The 16,768-nt window shown below is 68.9% G+C and carries 14 protein-coding genes; 12 read left to right on the top strand and 2 right to left on the bottom strand.

Going from position 1 to position 16,768, the window contains the following annotated elements:
• The first annotated feature begins 5 nt into the window (after positions 1–5).
• The 11 genes from ACOQPP_RS13045 (at position 6) to ACOQPP_RS12995 (ending at position 13,412) form a co-directional block, all read left to right on the top strand.
• Complete coding sequence (locus ACOQPP_RS13045) at positions 6–806, top strand: SDR family oxidoreductase (RefSeq protein ID WP_420636715.1); 801 nt, start codon at positions 6–8, stop codon at positions 804–806.
• A 16-nt stretch (positions 807–822) separates the two neighbouring features.
• Positions 823–1,806 (top strand): NADPH:quinone reductase, encoded by a 984-nt coding sequence (locus tag ACOQPP_RS13040; protein ID WP_419166070.1) that lies wholly within the window; start codon positions 823–825, stop codon positions 1,804–1,806.
• A 127-nt stretch (positions 1,807–1,933) separates the two neighbouring features.
• A complete protein-coding gene (locus ACOQPP_RS13035) occupies positions 1,934–2,275 on the top strand; it encodes a PadR family transcriptional regulator (protein WP_419166071.1) in 342 nt (113 codons plus the stop codon).
• A complete protein-coding gene (locus tag ACOQPP_RS13030; protein WP_419166072.1) occupies positions 2,268–2,972 on the top strand; it encodes a hypothetical protein in 705 nt (234 codons plus the stop codon). The genes ACOQPP_RS13035 and ACOQPP_RS13030 overlap by 8 nt, the downstream gene beginning before the upstream one ends.
• Positions 2,936–4,189, top strand: a complete 1,254-nt coding sequence (locus tag ACOQPP_RS13025) for a hypothetical protein (protein WP_419166073.1) — start codon at positions 2,936–2,938, stop codon at positions 4,187–4,189. The genes ACOQPP_RS13030 and ACOQPP_RS13025 overlap by 37 nt, the downstream gene beginning before the upstream one ends.
• 93 nt (positions 4,190–4,282) lie before the next feature.
• On the top strand, positions 4,283–4,969 hold the full coding sequence (locus ACOQPP_RS13020; protein WP_419166074.1) for a hypothetical protein: 687 nt from the start codon (positions 4,283–4,285) through the stop codon (positions 4,967–4,969).
• A gap of 107 nt (positions 4,970–5,076) precedes the next feature.
• Positions 5,077–7,578: a DUF1592 domain-containing protein gene (locus tag ACOQPP_RS13015; protein WP_420636714.1), complete on the top strand. Its 2,502-nt coding sequence runs from the start codon at positions 5,077–5,079 to the stop codon at positions 7,576–7,578.
• 37 nt (positions 7,579–7,615) lie between these two features.
• Positions 7,616–9,007 carry a DUF1552 domain-containing protein gene (locus tag ACOQPP_RS13010; RefSeq protein ID WP_419166076.1) on the top strand — a complete coding sequence of 464 codons (1,392 nt, stop codon included), beginning with the start codon at positions 7,616–7,618 and terminating at the stop codon, positions 9,005–9,007.
• Positions 9,007–10,788, top strand: coding sequence for an ankyrin repeat domain-containing protein (locus ACOQPP_RS13005; protein WP_419166077.1), 1,782 nt, complete (start codon positions 9,007–9,009; stop codon positions 10,786–10,788). The genes ACOQPP_RS13010 and ACOQPP_RS13005 overlap by 1 nt, the downstream gene beginning before the upstream one ends.
• 73 nt (positions 10,789–10,861) lie before the next feature.
• Positions 10,862–12,415: an acyl--CoA ligase gene (locus ACOQPP_RS13000; protein ID WP_419166078.1), complete on the top strand. Its 1,554-nt coding sequence runs from the start codon at positions 10,862–10,864 to the stop codon at positions 12,413–12,415.
• Between the two features lie 16 nt (positions 12,416–12,431).
• Positions 12,432–13,412 carry a 2-dehydropantoate 2-reductase gene (locus tag ACOQPP_RS12995; protein ID WP_419166079.1) on the top strand — a complete coding sequence of 327 codons (981 nt, stop codon included), beginning with the start codon at positions 12,432–12,434 and terminating at the stop codon, positions 13,410–13,412.
• Between the two features lie 244 nt (positions 13,413–13,656).
• Here the strand turns inward: ACOQPP_RS12995 and ACOQPP_RS12990 are convergent, their stop codons facing one another.
• Positions 13,657–14,355, bottom strand: coding sequence for an energy transducer TonB (locus ACOQPP_RS12990; RefSeq protein WP_419166080.1), 699 nt, complete (start codon positions 14,353–14,355; stop codon positions 13,657–13,659).
• A gap of 117 nt (positions 14,356–14,472) precedes the next feature.
• The gene (locus ACOQPP_RS12985; protein ID WP_419166081.1) at positions 14,473–15,972 is read right to left on the bottom strand and encodes an Nramp family divalent metal transporter; all 1,500 of its coding nucleotides are present in this window, start codon (positions 15,970–15,972) and stop codon (positions 14,473–14,475) included.
• Between the two features lie 232 nt (positions 15,973–16,204).
• Between ACOQPP_RS12985 and ACOQPP_RS12980 the strand changes: the two genes are divergently transcribed.
• Positions 16,205–16,726, top strand: a complete 522-nt coding sequence (locus tag ACOQPP_RS12980) for a lipocalin-like domain-containing protein (RefSeq protein WP_419166082.1) — start codon at positions 16,205–16,207, stop codon at positions 16,724–16,726.
• Positions 16,727–16,768: the final 42 nt, after the last annotated feature.

The raw sequence follows: 16,768 nt of genomic DNA, 5'->3' as shown, positions 1-16,768 counted from the left end.
GCGTCGTGCCGTCACACGAGGGCCGGCGCGTCATCGTCACCGGGGCCGGGGCCGGGATCGGGCGAGTGATCGCGCGCGCCTTCCTGGACGAAGGAGCGCGCGTGCATGCCTGCGACCGCGATCCGGCGGCGCTCGAGTACCTGCTGGGATCGACGGAAGACGATCTCGACGGGACGGTGGCGGATATCTCGTCGGAAGCGGACGTGGTCCGGCTCTTCGAGGAGGCGCTGGACCGGCTGGGCGGGCTCGATGTCCTCGTCAACAACGCGGGGACCGCCGGGCCGACGGGGCCCGTCGAGACGCTCGACCTCGACGGCTGGCGGCGGACGCTGGCGGTCAACCTCGACGGCATGTTCCTCTGCGCCCGGGCCGCCGTCCCCGCCCTGCGGCGCGCGGGCGGCGGATCGATCGTGAACCTCTCCTCGTCCGCGGGGCTGCACGGCTACCCGCTGCGGAGCCCGTACGCCACCGCCAAGTGGGGCGTGACCGGCTTCACCCGCACCCTAGCCATGGAGCTGGGTCCGGCCGGAATCCGCGTGAACGCCATCTGCCCGGGCAGCGTGCGCGGCGACCGCATCGACCGCGTGATCGCCGCCCAGGCCGCCGCCCAGAGCGTGTCCGAGGACGCGATCCGGCAGAGCTGGCTCCGGCAGATTTCGCTCCGAACCTTCGTCGACGCCGAGGACGTGGCCGCGCTCGTCCTCTTCCTCACCTCGGGCGCAGGTGCGAAGATCTCCGGGCAGGCGCTCCCCGTGGACGGACACACGGAGGGCCTGAGTTCCGGGGGAGACGGCAGCGGCGACTAGCCACGAGAGAGGTAACATGCGAGCGGCCTGGTACACGAAGCAGGGATCGGCGCGCGACGTGCTGGAAGTCGGCGAACGCGAGTTGCCTTCCCCCGGGTCCGGCGAGGTGCGAGTGCGGATGTTCGCCTCGGGGATAAACCCAGTCGATGTGAAACGCCGCTTCGGCGGCCGCGGCGGTATGGACTCGGCACTCGTCGTGCCCCACTTCGATGGCGCCGGGGTCATCGACAAGGTGGGGGACGGCGTCGATCCCGGCAGCCTCGGCAAGCGTGTCTGGATCTACGAAGCCCAGTGGGGGAGCGACTTCGGCACCGCCGCCGAGTTCGTGACGGTCCCCACGTCCCGGGCGGTCCCGCTCCCCGCGGGCGTGTCCTTCCCCGAGGGTGCGTGTCTCGGCATCCCCGCGCTGACCGCGCATCGCTGCGTGTACCGCGACGGCCCCGTCGACGGTCAGACCGTGCTCGTGACCGGCGGTGCCGGTGCCGTCGGCGCCTACGCGATCCAGTGCGCCCGGCTGGGGGGTGCGCGGGTCCTGGCCACCGTGAGTGGGGACGAAAAGGGGAGGATTGCGCGGGCGGCCGGCGCGGATGCCGTCATCAACTATCGAGAGGAAGATGTCGCGGCCCGCGTCATGGAACTGACCGATGGAGAGGGCCTCGACAGAATCGTCGAGGTGGAGATGGGCGGGAACCTCGACGCCTCGATCGCGATGCTGAAAGCGAACGGGGTGATCTCCGCTTACGCTTCCGAGGGCGATCCGCAGCCCGCCGTTCCGTTCTACACCCTCCTCTACAAGAACCTGACCCTGCGCTTCGAACTCGTCTTCCTGATGCCCGAGGAGGCGAAGAAGCAGGCCGTGGAAGATCTCACGAAGTGGCTGGCGAGCGGAGAGCTGCGCCACACGATCGCGGATCGCTTCACCCTCGAAGACATCGCGGCCGCTCACGAGGCCGTGGAATCCGGTCCGCTCGGCAAGGTTCTGCTCGATTTCAGTCGCTGACCAGCACATCTGACGTTCCCGCGGGAACGTCCGACGAGAGTCGTTTGCGGCGATCCGGTGACCCCTATACCTTGTACTGCAATGTACATTGCGTCTCATGGTATGAGACCGGATACACGGGGTTCGCATGAAGAAAACGGTCTACAAGGAGTTGGTGGCCGCGTCGTCGCGCCCGATGGTGCTCTCCATCCTGGCCGGCGGCGAGAGCTACGGCTACGAGATCCTCAAGCACGTCAAGGTGCTCTCCGGCGGCGAACTCGAGTGGTCCGATGGAATGCTCTACCCGGTCCTCCACCGGCTGGAGCGTGACGGGCTCATCGTCGGCCGCTGGCAGCTGACCGACCAGGGGCGGCGGCGTAAGTACTACCGGCTGACGGCTCGCGGGAAGCGCCGGCTGGCGTCGGACCGTGAGAGCTGGCGGGCCGTGTACGGAGCCCTTGAGTTGTCCTGGGGAGGCAGTCGTGTTTGAACTGGAATTCGAACTGGAAAGGGAAGTCGGGAGTTGGCGCAGGCAGGTGGAACGAAGATCGTCCCTCTCGGCCCGCGAGCTGGATGAGCTCGAAGATCACCTCCGCGCACGCGTCGAACTGGAACTCGAGCTGAACCCCGCGCTGACGCCTGCCAGGGCGCTCACGGTCGCTGCGGACGAGCTCGGCGAGCTCAGGGCGATTTCGCGAGATTTCGCCAGGGCTGGACGGCCCCGGTGGCGGCGCCTCCTGCTGGCGGGCTGGGCTCTGTACGCGGCGTCGTTTCTCCTACCGGCTCTGGCGGTGACCCTGGGGTTCAGCCCGTCCAACCCTGGTGCCGACCTGACGGCCTATGGCTACGAGTCCTTTGTGCAGCCCTTCCAGCAGGGTGAGCTCTGGCCGCCGCTCGTTGTGTTGCTATTCAATCTGCCAATGCTGATGACCCTGCCGACGCTGCGGCGCTCGCGTCGGTGGCGTGCACCAACGTTGCTCGTCGGAGCCGTGGGCGCTCTCACTCTCGGTTTCGGCGTCATCGGTCTCGGCTGGCCTCCGAGGATCACAGCCGCTGGCGTCGGCGGCGTCGGGTATCTGGGTGTCGGCTACTGGGCGTGGTCGGTTTCATTCGTCTGCGTTACCGCCGCCCTCCGGCTTCGCAAACGCGAATGGGCATCCGCCAAGCCGGATCTGTTGAACTCCTGACTTCACTGAGCGTTGCCGCGGTCCTGTCCGGCGCGGCGTGCCTCGCCTGCGGTGACGGGGCGTCGGTCGGCGTCGAGCCCGGCGCCCCCGTCGAGTTCGCGGCGTCGACCATCGAAGTGCTGGGCAGCTCCGATGTCCTCGCCGTGGTGCGGGACTTGGGGGTGTTGAGTGACGGCTCCGTCTGGGTTCTGAATTCGAGCGCGCCGTACTTCGTCGGATTCGGCCCGGATGGCGAGTCCCTCGGCGCTCACGGACGGGCCGGAAGAGGACCCGACGAATTCGCGATGCCTTCGGCCTTCGTCGCGGGAGGCTGGGAGGGAGAGGCCTGGGTCCTCGACCTCGTGCGCCACGCGATGATCCGAATCTCACGACCGGACGCGGACTGGACGGAGATCCCCCTGCGGTCGGAGGCCCTCCCGCCCGGCAGTGTTCGGACCGGCATGAGCATGCTGACGACCTCGGTCCGAACGGCCCGGCTCGGCCGCGAGATCATCGTGCCCCGCTCGAGCGGGTCGATGGCGGACGGTGTACTGCGGTTCCGTCTCTCGCTCCTGCGAGCCGATCTGGTCGCGTTCGATCCGGAGGCCGGAGCGGTTCGAGACCTCGTCGCGCTCGGCGACGCGCTCGACGATCCATCCGGAGATTTCATCCGGAGCGACGGCGGTTTTCCCCTGTGGTACCGGCTGTGGGCTTCGTGCGGCGACAATCTCGTGCGCGTGTACGATCGGGCGAGAAATCAGCTGCGTGGCTTCGACGGATCGGGTGCCGAGGCGCCCCCGATCGACCTGCCGCCCGTTCCCTTCACCGAGGTCAACCCTCGACAGTTTGCCGCAGCGGTGTTTGCGCTGAGGCAGGCCGAGGTGACGGGAGATGTCGCAACCAGGCTCGCCGCGGAGGACAGTCTTCGGCTCCTGGATCAGATGGCGCGGAGGGTCCGGGGGGAGCCGCACGAACTCGCGAGCTACCTGCCCCGGTATGTGGATTTTCGCTGCAGCGAAGACGCGACGATGTGGTTGCAGCCCCTTGATCTCGACGCCGGTGGACTGAGCGGCGGTCGGCTGTGGCTGCGAATCGCGACTGACGGAACCGCTCGGGAAGTTCGACTGCCGGATCGGTTCGATGCGTACCGGTTCTCGGATTCTCGAGTCTGGGGCGTTTACAGAGACGAGTTCGATCGCCCGTCCGTCGCGTCCATCTCACTCCCAATGAGCCCGTAAGCGTTAGCGGGCAGCGTAGTGGAGCCCGCGAGATGTCCCTGGGAGGCTGTTGTGTTTGAACTTGAGCCCGAAGTCAGAAGGTGGCGAAGCCGCTTGGAAGGCAGGTCTTCGCTCTCACCGCGCGAAGTCGATGAACTCGAGGATCACCTGCGCGCGCGCTTCGAGTTGGAACTCGAGCTGACTCCCGAGCAGGCGCCGGCGCGAGCCTTCAGCACTGCGTGCGACGCACTGGGCGAGTCGACCGCGCTCTCGAAGGAGTTCGCGAAGGCCGGACGGCCCAGATGGCGGCCTCTTCTGTTGGCCGGCTGGGCGCTGTTCGCGGCATCGTTTTTCTTGCCGCTCTCTCGGACTGTCGGGCTTGGGGTACCCAAGGCTGACCTCGCAATGTTGTCCGACGTCGGATACGAGTTCCTGTGGATGATGATGACGGGAGGGGGCCTGGCCATGGCGATGGTGGGCGTCCCCGCGGTGCTACTCGCCAATCTTCCGATGGCCATGACCCTTCCGGCGCTGTTCGGCTCTCGGCGACCCGGGCGACGGTGGCTTCGAAGAGTCCTCGGTGTCATGGGCGTCTCGGGCCTTGGGCTGGGGACCAGTAATCTCTTCAGACCGACCATCCTGTACGGCATCGGCGGCGACCCAATCGCGTTCCACTACGAGGGCCTCGGTTGCTGGCTGTGGGCCGCGTCGTTCGCTTTGGCGGCCACCGCCCTCTGGCTGCGAGACCGCAACTGGGCAACCGGCAAACCGGAGGAATCGGTGGGCTACCCGATGGCCTAGTCTTGTACGCGGCTGGCCGGGCGATCCGCGTCGATGGTACATTTTCACGCGGTGTACCCTTGCGTCCCGAGGGGGCGCGACACGGCTGCCTGGACGAGGCCTCGGCCATGCGAACATCGGTTCTGCTGCTGGTCACAGCGGGCTTTCTCCCGAGCCCCGTAGTTGGCCAGAGCGCTGACGGCGCGGCGGGAGCCGAGCATCCTCCCTCCGTCTGGCCGGGCCCGGTCACACCGCTCTCGCCGCCGACCACGGCGCCCGCCGTCGACACGCTCTCCGTGGAGGTCGCGCAGGGCGTCGTCGCCGGGACCTGTCTGCGCTGCCACAACCCGCGGCGGGTCAGCGGAGGCATGTCGCTGGAGACGTTCGACGTCGATGGCGCGGCCGACAACCCGGTCATCGCGGAGCGAATGGTGCGGAAGCTGAGGGCCGGGATGATGCCACCCGTTGGAGTGCGCCGGCCGACGCCGGACAGCCTGCAGACGCTCGCGGCCGTCCTCGAATCCCGTCTCGACGCGGCGTGGGAGGCGAACCCGAACCCCGGCCGCCGGACCTTCCAGCGGCTGAACCGCGCGGAGTACTCGCGCTCCATCTACGACCTCCTCGACCTCGACATCGATGCCGGCGACTACCTGCCGCTCGACACGAAGAGCGCGAACTTCGACAACATCGCCGATGTGCAGTTGCTCTCACCCACGCTGATGGACGGGTATCTGCGCGCGGCGAGCGAGGTCAGCCGGCTCGCGATCGGCGACCCCGAGATCACGCCCAGCGAGGCCACCTTCCGGGTGTCGCGCTGGACCTCGCAGGCGGAGCACGTCGAGGGCACTCCGTACGGGAGCCGCGGCGGGGTCGCGGTCGACCACAATTTCCCGGCCGACGGGGAGTACGCCTTCCGCGTCTCCTTCCATCACGAGACGACGGGCGCCCTGTTCGGGAACGGGAAGGGCGCCCTGCACACGACCGACGAGCCCGAGCGGATCGAGATCTCGATCGACGGGGAACGTGTCGCGCTCCTCGACATCGACCGCTGGATGCACGTGTCCGATCCGGACGGCGTGAACCTCCGGACCGAGCCCGTCTTCATCGAGGCGGGGCCGCACCGCGTGGCGGCCGCCTTCATCCGCACCTTCGAGGGGCCGTCGCAGGACCTCATGTCGCCGCACGACTGGTCGATCGCGAGCACCAGCATCACGGACGCGTACGGGTTCACGACGCTCCCGCACCTGCGGGACCTCGCGGTCACGGGTCCCTTCGAGCCGGCGGGGATGTCGAGCACGCCGAGCCGCCAGCGCGTCTTTTCGTGCCGTCCCGCCGCGCCGGAGGAGGAGTCATCGTGCGCGGAGGCGATCCTGTCGCGGCTTGGAACCCGCGCCTACCGCCGGCCGCTGACGGAGGACAACCTCGCCGCGATCATGGCGCTGTACCGCGCCGGGGCCGAAGCGGGCGGCTTCGAGGAGGGGGTCCGCCTGGCGCTGGAGGGCGTCCTCGCCAGCCCGCACTTCGTGTTCCGGTTCGAGGAGCGCCCGGCGGCGGACGCGGACGGGGTGTACGCCCTGAGCGACTACGATCTGGCTTCGCGGCTATCCTTCTTCCTCTGGGCGACGGGCCCCGACGACGAACTGCTGGAGGTCGCCGGAGCGGGCCGGCTCTCCGATCCGGGGATGCTCGAGGCGCAGGTGCGCCGCATGCTCGCCGACCCACGCGCCGAGGCGCTCGCGACGCGTTTCGCGGGACAGTGGTTCCGCCTCCAGGATCTCGAGGGGATGCACCCCGACGTCCGCCTCTACCCGGATTTCGACCAGCAGCTCAAGGAGGCGATGCACCGAGAGACCGAGTTGCTCTTCCACACGCTGGTGCAGGAGGACCGCAGCCTGTTCGAGTTGCTGACGGCCGACTACACCTTCGTGAACGAGCGGCTGGCGCGGCACTACGGGATCCCGGGCGTGACGGGAACCGAGTTCCGCAGGATCGATATCACCGAGCCCGAGCGCCGCGGCGTCCTCGGGCACGGGAGCGTGCTCACGCTGACCTCCCACGCGAGCCGGACCTCTCCGGTGCTGCGCGGGAAGTGGGTGATGGAAGTGTTGCTGGGGACGCCCCCGCCCCCGCCCCCGCCGGATGTCTCGGATCTGGAGGCGACGCCTGAGGCGGAGGAAGGCCGTCTGCTCACGGTGCGCGAGCGGATGGAGATGCACCGGGCGAGCCCGGCCTGCCGTTCGTGCCACCGCGTAATCGATCCGATCGGCCTGGCCCTCGAGCACTTCGACGGCACCGGGGCGCGGCGCATCAAGGACAACGGGATGCCGATCGACGCGGAGGGCGAGCTGTACGACGGGACGCCCATCCGGACGGCGGCGGATCTGCGCGCGGCGCTCCTCGCGCGGCCCGTCCCGCTCGTGCGCGCCTTCACCGAGAACCTGCTCGCGTACGCGCTGGGCCGGCGCGTCGAGCACTACGACATGCCCACGGTGCGGTCGATCGCGAGACAGGCACAGGAACAGGACCACCGCATGTCGGCCTTCATCATGGGCGTCATCAACAGCCCGGCCTTCCGCATGAAGGGGGCCGAGGCCGTGGTGGACGACATGCAGGCCCAAAGCGGGAACTAGCGGCAACCAGCAGGAACCAGCGAGCCGAGGAGGCCCGATGGAGTTCATCGCAGGGAAACACCTTTCTCGCCGGACGTTCCTCCGGGGCGCCGGGGCGACGGTCGCGTTGCCGCTCCTCGACGCCATGGTCCCGGCTGGGCGCCTGTGGGCGCGGGAGGTCGCGGACCCGACGCGGCTCGTCTGCATCGAGATGGTGCACGGGGCGGCGGGGAGCAGCGAGTGGGGGGCGGCGCAGAACTACTGGTCGCCAGTGGGAACGGGGCGGAACTTCGATCTCTCCCCCACCGCGATGAGTCCGCTCGAGGCTTACCGCGACTATCTCACGATCATCAGCGACACCGATGTCGAGGCGGCCGAAGCCACCAAACCGAAGGAGATCGGGGGCGACCACTTCCGCTCGAGCGCCACCTTCCTCACGCAGTCGCACCCGAAGCAGACGGAGAGTTCCGACGTGCTGGTGGGGACGTCGCTCGACCAGCTGTACGCGAACCGTTTCGGGCAGGACACGCCGATCCCGTCCATGCAGCTCTGCATCGAGAACGTGGACCAGGCCGGGGGCTGCGCGTACGGGTACGCATGCGTCTACACGGACACGATCAGCTGGTCCTCGCCGACGCAGCCGCTCCCCATGATCCGCGATCCGCGCGTCGCGTTCGACCAGCTGTTCGGGGCCGGCGGGACGCCGGAGGCGCGGGCCGCGCGGCAGCGTTCGAGCGCCAGCATCCTCGACTTCATCACGGGCGAGGTCGCGAGCCTCAAGGGGCGGCTCGATCCCTCCGACCGGCAGCGCATGGACCGTTATCTGGAGAACGTGCGGGAGATCGAACGCCGCATCCAGCGCGTGGTGGCCCGCAACGAGTCGGGTCAGCAGCGTGAACTGCCCGAAGCGCCGGCGGGGGTGCCCGATTCGTTCGATGAACACGTGAAGTTGATGTTCGACCTGCAGGCGCTCGCCTTCCAGGCGGACATGACGCGGGTGTTCTCGTTCAAGATGGGGCGGGACGCGTCCGGGCGGGTCTATCCGGAGAGCGGGATCGACAAGGGCTTCCACCCGGCGTCGCACCACGGCGATAACGAAGGGAACATCACGGACTTCGCGCAGATCAACCGCTACCACGTGGGGCTGGTCCCGTACTTCCTCGACCGGCTGAAGGAATCGATGGAGGGGGACACGCACCTGCTCGACAAGACGATGATCGTCTACGGTTCGCCGATGGGGGACCCGAACGTGCACAACCACAAGCGCTGTCCGCTGTTCGTGCTGGGCGGCGCGCAGGGGCGGATGGACGGCAACCTCCACCTGCGCGCGGCGCCGGGGACGCCGATGGCGAACGTGATGCTGAGCCTGATGCACAGGCTGGGCCTGGACGACATGACGAGCTTCGGGAACAGCACGGGGCCGTTCTCCTTCACCGCGACAGCCGACTGATGCGGCGTGCGCGACTCTCCGTGACCGCGGCGGCGACCCTGCTCGCGCTCGGGGCCGCCGGCCCGGCGGGCTCGCCGGTCGGCTCTTCGATGGGGCCGGACGCGCCGGTGGCGGACGCGGCCATGCGCGGCGACTTGGCGGCGGTGCGGTCGCTGCTCGCGGCGGGCGAGGATGTGAACGGCGTCCGGGGCGATGGCATGACCGCGCTCCACTGGGCCGCGATGAAGGGCCGGCTGGATCTGGCGGAGGTGTTGATCGCCGCAGGCGCGGACCTCGAAGCGGGCACGCGGCTGGGCGCGCACACGCCGCTCCACGTCGCGAGCCGCGCGGCGCGGGCGTCGCTGGTCAACGCGCTGCTAGGGGCGGGAGCCGACGCCCTCGCCGAGACGACGACCGGCGCGACGGCGCTGCACTTCGCGGCCGCGGCCGGGTCGCCGGAGGCGATCGCCGCCTTGGTCCGTCACGGTGCCGAGCCGGACGCGCGCGAGCCGGAGTGGGGACAGACGCCGCTCATGTTCGCCGCGGCGGCGGGCCGGGCCGGCTCGGTGCGGGCCCTCCTCGACGCGGGGGCGGACGCCTCGCTCTCCGCGTATGTGCTCGATGTCGTGGCGCGGGACGCGTGGGACCAACTGGACCGCCGCGAGCGCAATGCACGCATCGCGGCGCTCCGGGTCGGCCGCACGCCGCCGGTCCCGGCCGAGCGTCAAGCGGCGCCCATGCCGACCGCCGGGGCCGGCCCCGGCCTGCAGCCCGTGCGGCTGGAGGACCCGGAGGAGCCGACCTGCTCCGGCTGCCTGGGCAACTACGCGGACCTCGTCAGTACGCACGGCGGGCTGACCGCGTTGCTGCTCGCGGCGCGCGAGGGCCACGAGGACGTCGCGTTCGCCCTGCTCGAGCGCGGCGCGGCCATCGATCAGCGGAGCGCCGCGGACGGCACGACCCCGCTGCTCATGGCGATGATCAACGGGCACTTCGACCTGGCGATGGAACTCTTCGCGCGCGGCGCGGACCCCAACCTCGCGAGCGATGCCGACGCCACCCCGCTGTACGCGGCGCTCAACATGCACTGGGCGCCGAAGGCCCGGCATCCGCAGCCCACGGACGTGCACCAGCAGGAGTGGTCGTACCTCGACGTCCTGCGAACGCTGCTCGAAGCGGGTGTGGATCCCAACCCGCGGCTGAAGAAGTCGCTCTGGTTCACGACCTACAACCGGGACCTGCTCGGCGTCGACCGCACAGGCGCCACGCCCTTCTGGCGGGCCGCGCACGCGCTCGACATCGACGGCATGAAGCTGCTCCTCGAGTACGGGGCCGATCCCACGCTCCCGACGACGAAGGTGGAAGAGCGCCGGTACGGCCGGGGCGACCCGGTCGACCATTCCGGCATCGAGCCGATCCCCGTGGGAGGGCCGGCCGTCTACCCGATCCACGCTGCGGCCGGCGTTGGTTATGGGCAGGGTTTCGCCGGCAACTCGCACCGCCACGTGCCGGACGGGTGGCTCCCCGCGATGAAGTTCCTCGTCGAGGAACTCGGCGCCGACGTGAACGCCCGGGACCAAAATGGCTATGCGCCCGCCCACCACGCCGCCTCCCGCGGCGACAACGAGATGATCCTCTATCTCGTGGAGAAGGGCGCGGATGTGACCTTCGTCGCCCGTAACGGCCAGACCACGGTGGACCTGGCGAACGGGCCGGTGCAGCGCGTGCAGCCGTTCCCGGAGACGATCGCCCTGCTCGAGAGCCTCGGGGCGAAGAACAACCACCGCTGCGTCTCCTGCTGAACGCGAGCCGTCGACTGTCCGTGACGAGAACCCATCAACAAGACCGGCGACGTCAGGCCGGCCTGACCTGACCATGCCGGATTCCGTTACTGTTTGGGAACTGCTCGCGAGCGGTTCGGGGGAGAGTCCCGCCATCGCCGCCCCCGGCCGCGAGTCGCTGGACTTCGCCGGCCTCCGCCGGCACGTCGAGAGCACCGTCGGCGCGCTAAACGGCTTCGGCATCGGACGGAACGATCGCGTGGCGATCGTCCTCCCGAACGGACCCGAGATGGCCTCCGCCTTCGTGTCCGTGGCGTGCGGGGCCACGGCCGCCCCGCTGAACCCGGCCTACCGGCAGCCCGAATACGAGTTCTACCTCTCCGACCTGAGCGCCAAGGCGCTCATCCTCGAGGCGGGAAGCGACTCTCCCGCGCGGGTCGCGGCCGCCGACCTCGGGATACCGGTTCTCGAGCTGCATACGGACGCCAAGGCCCCGGCCGGGACGTTCGAACTCATGCGGGGGGGATCCGACGAGAACGAGTCGGGGGGCGAGGGCTCCACGGGGGACGGTTTTCAGGGCGGCCTGGCGGAAGACGGCGACATCGCCCTCATCCTCCACACCTCGGGAACGACGTCCCGCCCGAAGATCGTGCCGCTCTCGCACCGCAACGTCTGCGCCTCCGCGGGCAACATCCAGCGCACCCTGGAGCTGAGCGCCGCCGACCGCTGCCTGAACGTCATGCCCCTGTTCCACATCCACGGGCTGATGGCCGCGGTCCTGGCGCCGCTCGGCGTCGGCGGCTCGATCTTCTGCAGCCCCGGCTTCAACGTTCTACGCTTCTACTCGTGGCTCCACGAAGCGCGGGCCACGTTCTACACGGCCGTTCCCACCATGCACCAGGCCATCCTGGCGCGCGCCCCGCGGAACCGCGAGGCGATCGAACGGGCGAAGCTGCGCTTCATCCGCTCGGCCTCCGCCTCCCTGCCCCCGCAGGTGATGGCGGAACTCGAGGAGACGTTCGGCGCTCCCGTGGTGGAGGCGTACGCGATGACCGAGGCGGCGCACCAGATGACCTGCAACCCGCTCCCGCCCGCGGCGCGCAAGCCGGGGACGGTGGGGATCGCCGCGGGTCCCGAGGTCTCGGTCATGGACGAGGCCGGGGCGCACCTGCCGGCGGGCGAGGTGGGCGAGATCGTCATCCGCGGCGCGAATGTCAGCGACGGGTACGAGAACAACCCCAGGGCGAACGCCGAGGCCTTCACCAACGGGTGGTTCCGGACGGGAGACCAGGGCAGGATGGACGCCGAGGGCTACGTCACGATCACGGGCCGCCTGAAGGAGATCATCAACCGCGGGGGGGAGAAGATCTCGCCGCGCGAGGTCGACGAAGCGATCCTCGACCACCCCGCCGTGCGCCAGGTGGTGGCGTTCGCGATGCCCCATCCCAAGCTGGGCGAGGAGGTGGTGGCGGCCGCGGTGCTCCGCGAGGGAATGGAGGCCACGCCGCGCGAGATCCAGGCCTTCGCGGCGGAGCGTCTCGCCGACTTCAAGGTTCCGCGGAAGATCCTCCTCATGGACGACATCCCCAAGGGACCGACCGGCAAGCTCCAGCGCATCGGCATGGCCGAGAAGCTCGGCCTGGCCTGAGCGGGGGCGGGCGCTGATGCGGATCTGCATCTACGGGGCCGGCGCGATCGGGGGATATCTCGGCGCGCAACTCTCCCTGGCGGGGCAGGACGTCACGCTCATAGCGAGGGGACCCCACCTCGAGGCGATGCGGCGGCACGGCGTGCGGCTCCTGATCGACGGGGAGGAGCGCGTCGCCCACCCCTTCTGCACGGACGACCCGGCGGAAGTGGGGCCGCAGGACTACGTGATCATCACCCTCAAGGCGCACTCCGTCCCCTACATCGTGGAGCCCATGCAGCCGCTGCTGGGGCGAGACACGGCCGTCGTCACGGCGACGAACGGTTTCCCGTGGTGGTACTTCTACCGCCTCGATGGGCCCTGGAGGGACCGGCGCCTCGACAGTCTCGACCCCGGCGGCGTGCAGTGGGACGGGATCGGCCCGGAGCGCGTGATCGGCTGCGTCGTCTACGCGGCCACCGAGGTGTCGGAACCCGGTGTGATCCGGCACCTGAAGTACAACCGCTTCACCCTCGGCGAGCCCAGTGGAGACAGGACGGAGCGGGTCAGGCGCCTGAGCCGGGCCCTCATCGAGGCCGGATTCCGGGTTCCGGTCCGCAGGATCCGGGATGAGATGTGGGTGAAGCTGTGGGGGAACCTCGCCTTCAACCCGCTGAGCGCGCTCACGCTGGAGACGCTGGACAACATCGCCGGAGACCCCGCCACGCGCGCCGTCGCGAAGACGATGATGCTCGAGGGGCAGGCGGTCGCCGAAGCCCTGGGCGCCCGCTTCTCGATCGACATCGAGCGGCGGATCAACGGGATCGAGGCGGTGGGCGCGCACCGGACATCCATGCTGCAGGACCTCGACAAGGGCCGCCCGATGGAGATCGACGCCCTCGTCACCGCCGTCCAGGAGATGGGGCGCATGGTCGATGTCCCCACGCCCACGATCGACGTGGTCCTGGCTTTGGTCCGCCAGCGCGCGCGCGTGGCCGGCGCCTATCCCTCCGCCTGAACTTGACGCAGGAACCCAGGGAGAACCCCATGAAGAACCCTTCGGACGGCTGGCCGAGCGCGCGCCGCCGGCGCCGCAATCACGACCGGGCCGGCGACCCAGGACTACGGGGAGGATTACTGGGCTGACCGAAGCTACGAAACCAGGGACCTCGAGGGTCACTCCTGGTGGTTCGTGCAGCGTCTCAGGGGGTAGCTCGCCCCCCCAAGCTCCCGCATGGAAGCGCCGACTAGCGATGCTCCGGTTACGGCCTTTGGAACGGACGCCGGGGCTGTCTCGGTTCGCGGATCGTCGGCACCGGGGCCCGGAACGTGATCGGTTGCGCAACCCAGATGCCCGTGGGCAGCCCGAGGCGCCTCGCCGGCTCGAAGCGCATATTCATGGCGACCGTCCCGGCGGCCTCGTCGAGCGCATCATAGCCGCTCGACTCCCTGATCTCGTACTTGAGGACCTCGCCCGACTCGGTGACATATAGCCAGAGGAGGGTTTTTCCTCCGCTGCCCCGCTCCACTAGCTCGGGTGGATACGCTTCGTCAAGCCACCGCTCGATTTCGTTGGTCTCCAGGGCGACGGGGAAGGTGTCCCAGCGCTCGCAGCGCGGGCGGCCCGGGTCGGCGACCCTTCCTTCGGCGGCTTCGGGCCGAAACTCCACCCACTCCGAAACCCAGACCTCCGCGGGCACACCCTGGTTCAGTGCAGGCTCGAACTCCATGAAGTCGGCGACCTGCATTGCGGCGCAGTCCAGATCGTCGTTACCGCTGGATGTCTTGACCGCACCCGATCCGCCACGGCCGGCCGAGTCGACGTACACCCAGACTTCGACTCTGCCTCCCACACCCTGTTCGACGAGCTCCGGCGGATAGGCTCGCACCACCTCCTGCTGAACTTCGGGCTCGTTGGCGAGGACGGGCGGCACTTCCGCGAGCGTGGGACCCGATGGCACTGCGCGGAAAGATCGCAGGGGCACAGAGGCCGTACACGAAGCGACAGTCAGCGCGACAGCACCCGTGACCGCCAGCCTGCTCGTCATACCCATGGGTATCGGCTGCCTGTACCCGGATCAGGCGCCGAAGAGGGGGACCTCGAACACGCGCGCGAAGATGAGGATCACGCACAGGCCCGTGAAGACGAGCAGGCTCAGTCCGCCGAACCAGCGCGCGAACCAGGACGGGTAGAAGACCTCGTCCTCCTTCGGGATCACCTTGAGGCAGTAGTAGAGGTTGAAGAAGTAGATCACGGGCGCCACGAAGAAGGCGAGCGCCGAGGCGACGAGCACGAGATACACGGGGCGGGGGTCGAACGTGATGTAGAGGACGGAGGCGATGAGCGAGTAGAACATCGTCATTCGATAGATGTTGTACTCGGAGTTCCACGTCCTTCTCCGCTCCGGATCGGCTCGCTCCGCGCGCGAGATCCCGTGCAGGCGGGCCGTGCCGCGGAAAAGATTCCGGCAGCAGGCGCCTACGATGCGCGGCCACCCGTCGAAGTAGTTGAAGGCGGTGGAAAAGGTAGCCGCGAGCGCCCCGAGGATGAAGATCACCATCATCCACGGTCCCACGCTGAGCGTGAAAATCCCGGCGATCTCCCCCATGACCGCGTGTCCCGCGATCGGATTCGGGTAGAGCCACACCGCGGCGAGGAGTACGAAGATCGCGGCGAGGAAGAACGAGACGAAGTGCCCCGTGCGGAAGTCCCACAGACCGATCCGGAACCAGCGGCGGCAGTATTCGCGCGCGTGGGGGGAAAGTCTGGAGATATCGACCGCGAGATCGGATCGCGGCGAGGTGAACGGATCGAAACGGGGCACGACACCGGCCTCTTCGAGGCGCGGCCGGATCTTGCTCATGCCCGCCCGCTTCGCCTTCCCCCATTCGGACGCCTGCAGGGAGACGTCGATGCCGGTCGGGAGAAGGCCGAGGAAGCCCGCGATCACCAGCCACGAGCCGCCGGGGATCTCGACGAGGAAGAAGTGGCCCATCGCGGCAAGCGGAGCCGGCTGGACGAAGTAGACCGCGAGCGATGAAACGACGAGGACGCCGGCGAGGGTCTTCGTCGTGTTCTCGATCGCCCTGTAGCTACCCCGGAGGATGATGGCCACGGAGAGCAAGCCGAGCAGAGCGGCGTATGCCTCGAGCGGGAGGGGAAGGCCGAGGGTCTCGCTGACCAGGTAATAGAGCACCGCGGCGGCCGCGATGAGACGTCCCGCCTGGCCGATCGCGCACTGGACGAGCGTCGTGACCATCACGTACCACAGCGGCCACTTCCAGCGGGCCGTGGCGTAGGCCTCGAGCAGGCTCTTGCCGGTGGCGTTGGTGAACCGGAAGGCCATCTCGAAGCCGTAGTACTTGAACACGTAGGCGACGGGCAGGCACCACAGCAGGGCGTAGGCGAAGCGGCCCCCGGCGGTGGGCGCGGTGACGAGGTGGCTCGTTCCGATCCCCGTCATCATGAGTATCATCCCGGGACCGAAGTGCGCGAGCAGGTCGCGCGGACGCATGGAAGGCAGAGTGAAGTCGTCCGGACTCACCCCATCCACGGCCTTCGATTCGCGATCGGACACGCCAGGAACTCCGTTCAGAGACCACAGCTTCTCGCCGGTGCCTTTCAGGCCGGACCCGGAAGGTACAGAGGGCATCGCTCCCTGTGGAGGGGTCGACCATCCGGACGTGGCCAAGACCCCGGGCGTTCCCGCGGGAACGCCGCGGTGGAAAGACGCCGAGGACGGGCATATCGTTCCTCAACCCGGTAACCAACCCGGTAACCATGTGCTGCCCAAGCGAGTGGAGGTCCCAATGGCTGCGAGTCTTCCCCCGGTGCGCGGCGTCTGCGTCGTTCTGACCCTGGCTCTGGCCGCGGGTTGCACCGCAGGACCCTCCGAGGAGAACAACCCCTTTGTCGGGGCGTGGGCGCTCGCTTCGTGGGAGAGCCGGTCGGCCGACGGCGAGGTGACGCTCCCCTACGACGGGAATCCTGCGGGCCAGATCACGTATACGGCGGACGGCCGCATGTCGGCCCAGCTCATGCAGGTCGGGCGCGAGTTGCCGGACGCGGCGGAAGCCACCGGCGCGGAGATGCGGGATGCGATCCTGGGCGGTTTCTTCTCCTACTACGGGGACTACAGCGTCGACATGGAGGCGGGGGTCGTCACGCACCATGTGGAGGGAGCGCTGCTCCCGAGCTGGGTCGGCTCGGACCGGCCCCGGTCGTTCACTTTCGATGGGTCGGACCGGTTGATCCTCAGCACCGAGCCGGACCCGGCGCGGGGCGGGGGCGCAATCGGAACGCTCGTCTGGGAACGCGTCCCGGGCCGCTGACCTGCCGCACGCTCGCCTGCAACGACCGTCGCCCAACCGAGA

Origin of the sequence: Candidatus Palauibacter sp. (assembly GCF_965222475.1) — a bacterium.
In the GTDB taxonomy this organism is placed as follows: Bacteria; Gemmatimonadota; Gemmatimonadetes; order Palauibacterales; family Palauibacteraceae; genus Palauibacter.
This window is presented reverse-complemented; position numbering and strand designations above follow the sequence as displayed.